6 protein-coding genes and 1 pseudogene are annotated in these 7,182 nt (G+C 68.9%); 4 read left to right on the top strand and 3 right to left on the bottom strand.

Features of this window, described 5'->3' with window-relative positions; genetic code table 11:
* Positions 1–63 precede the first annotated feature (63 nt).
* Both VGX25_RS05225 and VGX25_RS05230 read left to right on the top strand, forming a co-directional pair.
* Positions 64–171: pseudogene (locus VGX25_RS05225) on the top strand (VWA domain-containing protein); the annotation flags it as partial.
* A gap of 109 nt (positions 172–280) precedes the next feature.
* Positions 281–1,036 carry a class I SAM-dependent methyltransferase gene (locus VGX25_RS05230; protein WP_326916444.1) on the top strand — a complete coding sequence of 252 codons (756 nt, stop codon included), beginning with the start codon at positions 281–283 and terminating at the stop codon, positions 1,034–1,036.
* Here the strand turns inward: VGX25_RS05230 and VGX25_RS05235 are convergent.
* Positions 1,033–1,719, bottom strand: a complete 687-nt coding sequence (locus VGX25_RS05235; RefSeq protein ID WP_326916445.1) for a Clp protease N-terminal domain-containing protein — start codon at positions 1,717–1,719, stop codon at positions 1,033–1,035. The two genes, VGX25_RS05230 and VGX25_RS05235, sit on opposite strands and share 4 nt — an antisense overlap.
* Positions 1,720–1,872: 153 nt before the next feature.
* Between VGX25_RS05235 and VGX25_RS05240 the strand changes: the two genes are divergently transcribed.
* Positions 1,873–4,773, top strand: a complete 2,901-nt coding sequence (locus tag VGX25_RS05240; protein WP_414635719.1) for a CBM35 domain-containing protein — start codon at positions 1,873–1,875, stop codon at positions 4,771–4,773.
* Here the strand turns inward: VGX25_RS05240 and VGX25_RS05245 are convergent.
* A complete protein-coding gene (locus VGX25_RS05245; protein WP_326916447.1) occupies positions 4,768–5,583 on the bottom strand; it encodes a pentapeptide repeat-containing protein in 816 nt (271 codons plus the stop codon). The two genes, VGX25_RS05240 and VGX25_RS05245, sit on opposite strands and share 6 nt — an antisense overlap.
* Before the next feature lie 45 nt (positions 5,584–5,628).
* The gene (locus VGX25_RS05250) at positions 5,629–5,889 is read right to left on the bottom strand and encodes a hypothetical protein (RefSeq protein ID WP_326916449.1); all 261 of its coding nucleotides are present in this window, start codon (positions 5,887–5,889) and stop codon (positions 5,629–5,631) included.
* A 99-nt stretch (positions 5,890–5,988) separates the two neighbouring features.
* Here VGX25_RS05250 and VGX25_RS05255 point away from each other — a divergent pair.
* Positions 5,989–7,182: helix-turn-helix domain-containing protein (locus tag VGX25_RS05255; protein WP_326916448.1), on the top strand; the 1,194-nt coding region annotated here is incomplete at its 3' end.

The raw sequence follows: 7,182 nt of genomic DNA on the forward strand, positions 1-7,182 counted from the left end.
GCGCCGAACCCCCCATACCTCGGCTGGCCAGCCGAGATTTTCGGCGACCTGTCGCCGGGCGAGCTGGCCGGCGGCACCCGAATCGCCGACGCCCTCGCCGAGTTCAACCGCACCCATGGCCGCCGTGGCCTGGCCCGCGGCGCGATGGTGTTGATCATTTCGGACGGCTGGGAATTGGCGACCCGCCGCACTCCGCCACCCCCACGGCCGTGGCTAGGTGATCGTCAGAAGACGATCAGTTGTCCTACGCTGGATCGGTCGGGCCGAACGTGGAGGTGGCATGGAGAAGGTCGACTACGACGCACGCCTGCACGCCGTGTACGCCGCCGGCCGGCAGATGTCGCCCGACGCGCTACGAACGTGGATGGCGGCGTTCGCTCGCCACCTGCCGGAGACCCGGCCGTTGGTCTGGCTCGACCTGGGCTCGGGTACCGGGCGAATGACCCCCTCGTTGGCGAGTGCCTTCGGCGGCCCCGCCTACGGAGTGGAGCCGTCGGACAAGATGCGTGCTCAAGCCCTTGCCCGCGCCGGCCATCCCGCCGTCACGTACGCGGCCGGGTCCGCCGAGCACATTCCGTTGCCGGATGCCTTGTGTGACGCGGCCTTGCTGTTCTTCGTCTGGCACCACGTCGTCGATCGCGAGCGCGCTGCTCAGGAGTTGCGCCGGGTCGTCAAGTCAGGCGGCAAGCTGTTCGTGCAGGCGAACTTCTCCGACAGGATGCCAGATGTCTGGTGGTTCCGCGTCGTGCCCGAATGGCGGAAGGTCGACACGGCGCAGTTCCGGTCCGAGGAGGACGTGACTCGGGACTTCGCCGACGCCGGGTGGATGCTCGTCTCTTGTGATGAGGTCACCTGGCTTCGCTCGGCCAACCTGGCCGAGGACTTCGAGAGGTTGAAGCTGCGTGCCGTCTCGGCCTTCGAGCACATGAGCGAGGAGACCGTCGAAGCGGGCTTCGCCCGAATCGAGGCGGCGCTGCCCTCACTCGGCGACGGGCCGCAGTACGAGACCAGCGAGCTGCTCGTCTTCCAACGCTAGGGTTCGGTGGAGATTCTCGCTTCGACCTGTTGCCGGTCGAGGCCGAGTGGGGCGGTCGCGGCGATGTCGGGTTCGTCGGTCATGGACAGTAGTCCGAGCAGGATGTGCTTGGGGTCGATGTGGTTGTCGTTGCGGCGCACGGCTTCCCGGTGGCCGAGTTCGAGAGCCTTTCGGCTGGCGGGAGCGAAGGGGATGCGTCCGGCGGGTGCGCCGGTTCCAGTGCCTAGGGTGTCAGTCAGGGCGGTGCGGACGGCGGTGCGGTCGATGGCGCCGAGGAATTGGTGGGTGTGCTCGTCTTCGAGGAGGGCGAGGAGGATGTGCCCCGGGCGGATCTCGGTCGCGGCGCTTTCCTGAGCCAGTTGTTGAGCGCGCACGATCGCGGCGCGGGCGCGGTCGGTGTAGCGGGCGAAGATCCGCAGATCGACCTCGGCGGTCTCCGGGTCGGTGGGCACGAATCGCTTCTGTGCGGCCTGTTTGGTCACGCCGAGGCTCTGGCCGATGTGCGTCCATGATGCGCCGGCACGGCGGGCCCGGTCGACGAAGTGGCCGATCAGGTGATCGGCGAGCTCGTCGATGTGCTGGGCGACCAGCACCGCGGCGGTGAGTTGCTCGAGCGGATCGGGGGCCTTGCTTTCGATGGCGGCGATCAGGTCGTCGAGTCGGGGAATGGGGCTCGTGGTCATGCGTCAACCCTAGGTTGACGATGCCCATGCCGTCAACCCATGGTTGACGCTATCGGCAGTCATCCGATGAGTATTAGCCCAATCGGCAGCATTGGGGTTGAGCTGCGCATAGCACGGATGCAATCATCGGATCTCTCATCGGCAGAGAGGGCGATGGTCATGCGGGGTCGGCTGTTCTGCGCTGCGGTGGTGCTTGCGCTGCTGGCGGGGTTGATCGGGGTTCCGGGGGCGAGTGCGGAGGTCGAGCATCCGCGGCAGGCGTGGCTGCGGGCGGCGACGGCCGGGTTGTTCCTGCACTGGGGGATGTTCACCGCGCCGCGGCATCTGGACTGCGCGCAGTGGGAGCACGATGTCACCGCGGGCGGGTGGAGTGCCGACTACTGGGTCGACGAGGCGCGGAAGCTGGGGGCGTCGTACATCGTGCTGGCGACGTTCCACAGCCGGTTGGGATATGCGCGCCCGTGGCCGTCGCGGATTCCGGGGAGCTGTGCCACGCAACGGGATCTGCTCGGCGAGCTGGTCGACGCCGGCAAGGCGAAGGACGTCAAGATCATTCTGTACATGACGGACGACCCGCAGTGGCACAGCGAGCAGGGGATCCAGACGCTGAACTCGGCCGCATACTCGGCGCACAAGGGGCAGCAGGTCGACCTGACCACGCGGCGTGGGTTCGGGATGTACAGCTACGACCTGTTCTTCGAGGTGATGGACAACTATCCGGACCTGGCCGGGTTCTGGATCGACAACGACAACGAGTTCTGGGAGGAGAACCACCTCTACGAGCAGATCCGCCAGCGGCGGCCGTCGTGGTTGTTGAGCAACAACAACGAGGACACGCCGATCATGGACGCGGTCAGCAACGAGCAGAAGACCGGCATGACGCCCTCGTACGACTACCCGCAGGCGGCGTTCACGCCGATGCCGCGCCTGGTCGAGGCCGACTACAAGCTGCCGACCACCGGGGACTGGTGGTTCGACGGCGGCAGCCACGAGGTCGACTTCCGGCTGTCCACCGGGCGGTACATCACCAACGCCGGCTCGTCGATGAAGTCGCTGATGGCCGAGACCCCGATGGTGAACGGGAAGTTCCCGCCGCAGCAGGAGGCGTTCAACAACTTCATGGCTGGCTGGGTGCCGCCGATCCGGTCCTCGCTGTTCGGCACCGAGGGCGGCGGGTACATGCACGGCGGCATGCAGCCGGGCTTCTGGAACGACGGCGCGCACGGCGTGATCACCGTCGAGCCGGGGGCCAGGACCCAGTATGTGCACGTCGTGACCCGGCCGCGGACCAACCTGGTTCGGTTGCGGGACAACGGGTACAAGGTGGTCCGGGTGACGGATCTGCGCACCGGCGAGCGGATGCGCTTCAACCAGTCCGGCGGTCACCTGTCGATCCTGGACATCAAGAACTGGGACACCTACGACACGGTGTTCAAAGTGGACACGGTCGGCCAGCTGTACTTCCACGACCAGGCCACCATCAAGGCCACCGCATCGTCCACACGGGACGGATTCCCGGCGAGCAACCTGGTCGACGGCAGCTACACCGACTACTGGGATTCCGGGGCGCGGGTGCCGGTGTCGGTGACGCTGGATCTCGGCAAGCGCCGGCCGGCGACCTCGCTTGCGGTGAACCAGCGGGAATGGTCGCCGACGTACGCGCGGTCGACGTTCGGCCGGCCCGAGGATTCGGCGCGGATCAAGGACTACCGGGTCTGGGTGAGCGACGACGGCAACCGCTGGCAGCAGGCGCGGGCCGGCGCCATGCGCAGCGCCCGCGGCGTGCAGTACATCGACATCGGCGAGCAGGTGACTCGCTACGTCAAGCTGGAGATCCTGAACCTGTGGGGCGGCCCGCAGGCCCCGCGGTTCTTCAACGAGCTGCAGATCGACGAGATCAGGGTGGCGTACAGCAACCCCACGTCGTTCGGGACCTCGGCGCCGCTCGAGGCGGAGTCGCCGCACAACACCAGGGCCGGCAACGCGAGGCTGGACCTGTGCCTGGCCTGCTCGGGCGCCTTCCAGATCGTCGGGCTCGGCGGCGGGGAGGCCAACTCGGTGACCTACCGCGATGTCCGGGTCGCCGAGAACGGTGACTACCGGCTGCAGCTCGACACCACCGCCGGGCACGCCACGTCGGTTTCGCTACGGGTCAACGGGGCCGCGGCGATCGACGTGCCGGTGGCCGCGGACCGGCCGGACGTGCCGGCCGGCACGGCGATCGTGGTGCCGCTGCGGGCCGGGAACAACACGGTCGCGGTGTTCAGCAACGCGGCCGAGGGGCCGGGCCTGGACCGGCTCGCGGTCGCGCCGCTGCCGCCGTCGTCCTACCTGCCCAAGACCACGCTGACCGTGGAACCCCATGGCGTGCAATGGGTCGGGCCGGGCCAGCAGTCCATCCGGGTGACCGCGACGCTGCGGCTCGACGCCGACGACGCCATCGACGGGGTGCGGCTGGCCCCGACGGCGCCGGCCGGCTGGTCGATCGAGGGCGCGGCGGTGACGGCGCCGTCGATGCGGCTCGGCCAGACGATCTCCGGCTCGTGGGTGCTCACCTCGCCGCCCGGCCAGGACGTCACGGCGGTCACCGCGCCGGTCACCGCGTCATTCCAGGTTCTCGGGCGGGCCAAGCAGGTCACCAGCAACGTGGCGGTGCGGCCACGCCCGGCCGACCGGGTGTTCATGCGCGAGGCCGAGGACTCGGCCAACAAGCTCGGCAGCACCGGCCTGACCGGCTGCGGGCCGTGCTCGGGTGGGGAGAAGGTGCGCAACATCGGTGGCAGCCCGGACGCCTTCGTGCAGTTCGACAACGTCACGGTGGACACGGCCGGGCGGTACACGCTCTACATCGACTTCACCGTCAACGGCCCGCGCTCGTTCTTCGTCACGGTCAACGGTGGGGCGCCGGTCGAGGTGCCCGTGGACGGCGTCGGCAACAACACCCCTGACACCACAACGGTTCCGGTCACCCTGAACGCCGGGGCGAACACGATCAAGATCCACAATGACACGCTGTCCGCGCCCGACCTCGATCGCCTGTCCCTGGGGTCATGACGCCCAGTGCGCCGGGCGGCGCAGCGACCGCGGCAGCGTCGTCGCCCGGTCGCCGGTGGCGGCGTCGAGTTGGGACTGGGTCAGGAAGATCGCGGTGGACAGGTCGGCGCCGGCCAGCTTGGTGGCGCGCAGGTCGGCGCCGAGCAGGTCGGCCAGGCGCAGGTCGGCCCCGGCCAGGTCGGCGCCGATGAGCAGAGCGCCGTGCAGGTTGGCACCGTGCAGATCCGCGCCGCGCAGGTCCTTGCCGATGAGGTCGGCCCGGCTGAAGTCGACGCTCTCCCGCGGGGCGCCGGCCCGAGCCAGCGAGCTGGCGTGCCGCAGCAGGGTGCCGATATCCCGGCGGTAGGCGGAGACGTCCAGCCGTTCGAGCGTCTCGGCGGGCTCGCGGGTGCGGCGCTCGATCTCGTCGAGCGTGCGCCGCAGCTCGGTGTGCAGCGTGGCGGCCGGGCCGAGCGTGAGCGCCTCGGTCAGGTACCACAGCAGCTCGTGCAGCCGTCGCATGGTCCCGAAGACCGCGAACATCCGCCCGGCGGTCTGCGGGGCCGCGCGCCAGTCCCGGCCGCCGAACGTTTCCTGGGCCACCTTCTGCCCGGCGCCGAAGCAGTCGAACACGGTGCAGCCCGCGAAACCCCGCTCCCGCAACCGATCGTGGATGCCGCACAGGAAGTCCGGCCGCAGGTTGGGGCAGGCCTGGCCGGCGGGCTTGTCGATGGCGAAGTCCGCGGAGGCCCGGAACGTCGTCGCGACGCAGCACAGCCCGAAGCAGTTCGGGCAGTCGGCCCGCAGACTTGACAGCGGTAGCTCCGCCACCGTGGCGCCTCCCCCGCTCCGATGCAGGCCGTCAAGGGTATCCGATCAGGACCCCGCACCACCCGCGCGCCGCCGACTGCCGCGGAACGCGCAACCGGCGGTGGCAAGCGTGCCAACGCCGCCCACCGCGACGGCACCCGTGGTGCCGAACAGGCACACCACGATCAGCACCGGGGCGAGCACGAAGCCCACGGCAACGGCACCCGCGAGCATCAGGAACACCGCCCGGCGAGCCCGGGCCGGGTCACCGAGGATGCTGTCCAGCAACCCCAGCCCGGTCTTCGGTGGCTCTGGTCTGGTGGGCATCGCCTGTCCCTGACGCTGTGCCGATTCGGAGCAATGAAGGCATATGCTGATAGCATAACCGACGATTGCTCCGAATCAGAACACGCGCGAAGGGAATCCATGGAACGTCCGCCGGGAGCAAGGACGGTCGCCGGCCGGCTGCGGCAGCTGCGAACCCAGCGCGGGCTGACGGCCCAGCAGCTGGCGGATCTGTGTGCCCAGGCGGGAATGCCCTCGCTGAGCCGGGTGAAGATCTCGAAGATCGAGTCGGGGGTGCGCAAGGCGGTGACCGCCGACGAGGCGGCCGTGCTCGCCCGCGTGCTCGGCGTGCCGATTGCCGACCTGCTCGCCCCGGAGTACCCGGTTGCCCCGCACGAGTCGGCGCGGGTCAACCCGTTTCAGATCCCGGGTTGGCTGCCGATGCGGCCGCTGTGCCCGTGGCGCGAGCCGAGCCATCGCGACTACTACGTCGACATCGACGGCGCCGAGCAGGCGTTCAAGGAGTTCGTCGCGGAAATGGAGGATGTGACCCCCATCCTGCACTATGGCCGAACCGTCCTGATCACCGGCGACCCCGGATGTGGAAAGTCGGCACTGGCCAACCGATGCGTCGACTGGTTGAGTCAGCGGCTTAGCGACCAAGATTGGATCTGCGAGATCATCGATCTCACCGCGGTCCTACTCGGGAGGCGGGAGCTGTCGATCGAGCACCGCGTGAGCCTCGTCTGTGATCAGTTGGTCGCCAAGTTGATCCCCCGGGGGTTGCTGCGCCCCGACAGCGTTGCCGACCTGCTGCCCGATCGCGACCAGCCATGGCGGGTCTATCCGCTGCTGGCCGATGCGCTGCTCGACCGCACCGCCCTGGTCATTCTGCTGCCCTCGATCGATCTGGTCGACGAGGTGCTCCGGTATGCCGCCCTGACCGACGGCCGGATTCTGTTCGTCATCGAGTCCGCAATGCTCAACCCGGAGCAGGTGTCCGACATCGTCCGCTCGTTGGAGTCCTGGGTGCCGTCGGTGGCATTGCGCGTCGGTCCCCTGAGACCCGGCGACGTTCGACGGTTCGTGTCCGACCGGCTGGACCGTCACCTCGCGTCGGGCGTCTATCCGCGGGTGAGCCAGGAGACGATGGATGCCGTGGAGCCCGCCGTCGAGTCGATCGCCCAACTCCAGCGGATCTTCTACGGGGTCTTCGAGGACCGGAGGCGTCGAGGCGAGTATTCCGATGACTCCTGGATCACCTATGCGGACATCATGGAATTCGTTCGCGAACGGTTCGCCCCGGAGTGGGGGGGGGGGGGGGGGGGGGGGGGG

This window comes from Actinophytocola sp. (genome assembly GCF_035942955.1).
In the GTDB taxonomy this organism is placed as follows: Bacteria; Actinomycetota; Actinomycetes; order Mycobacteriales; family Pseudonocardiaceae; genus DASYTH01.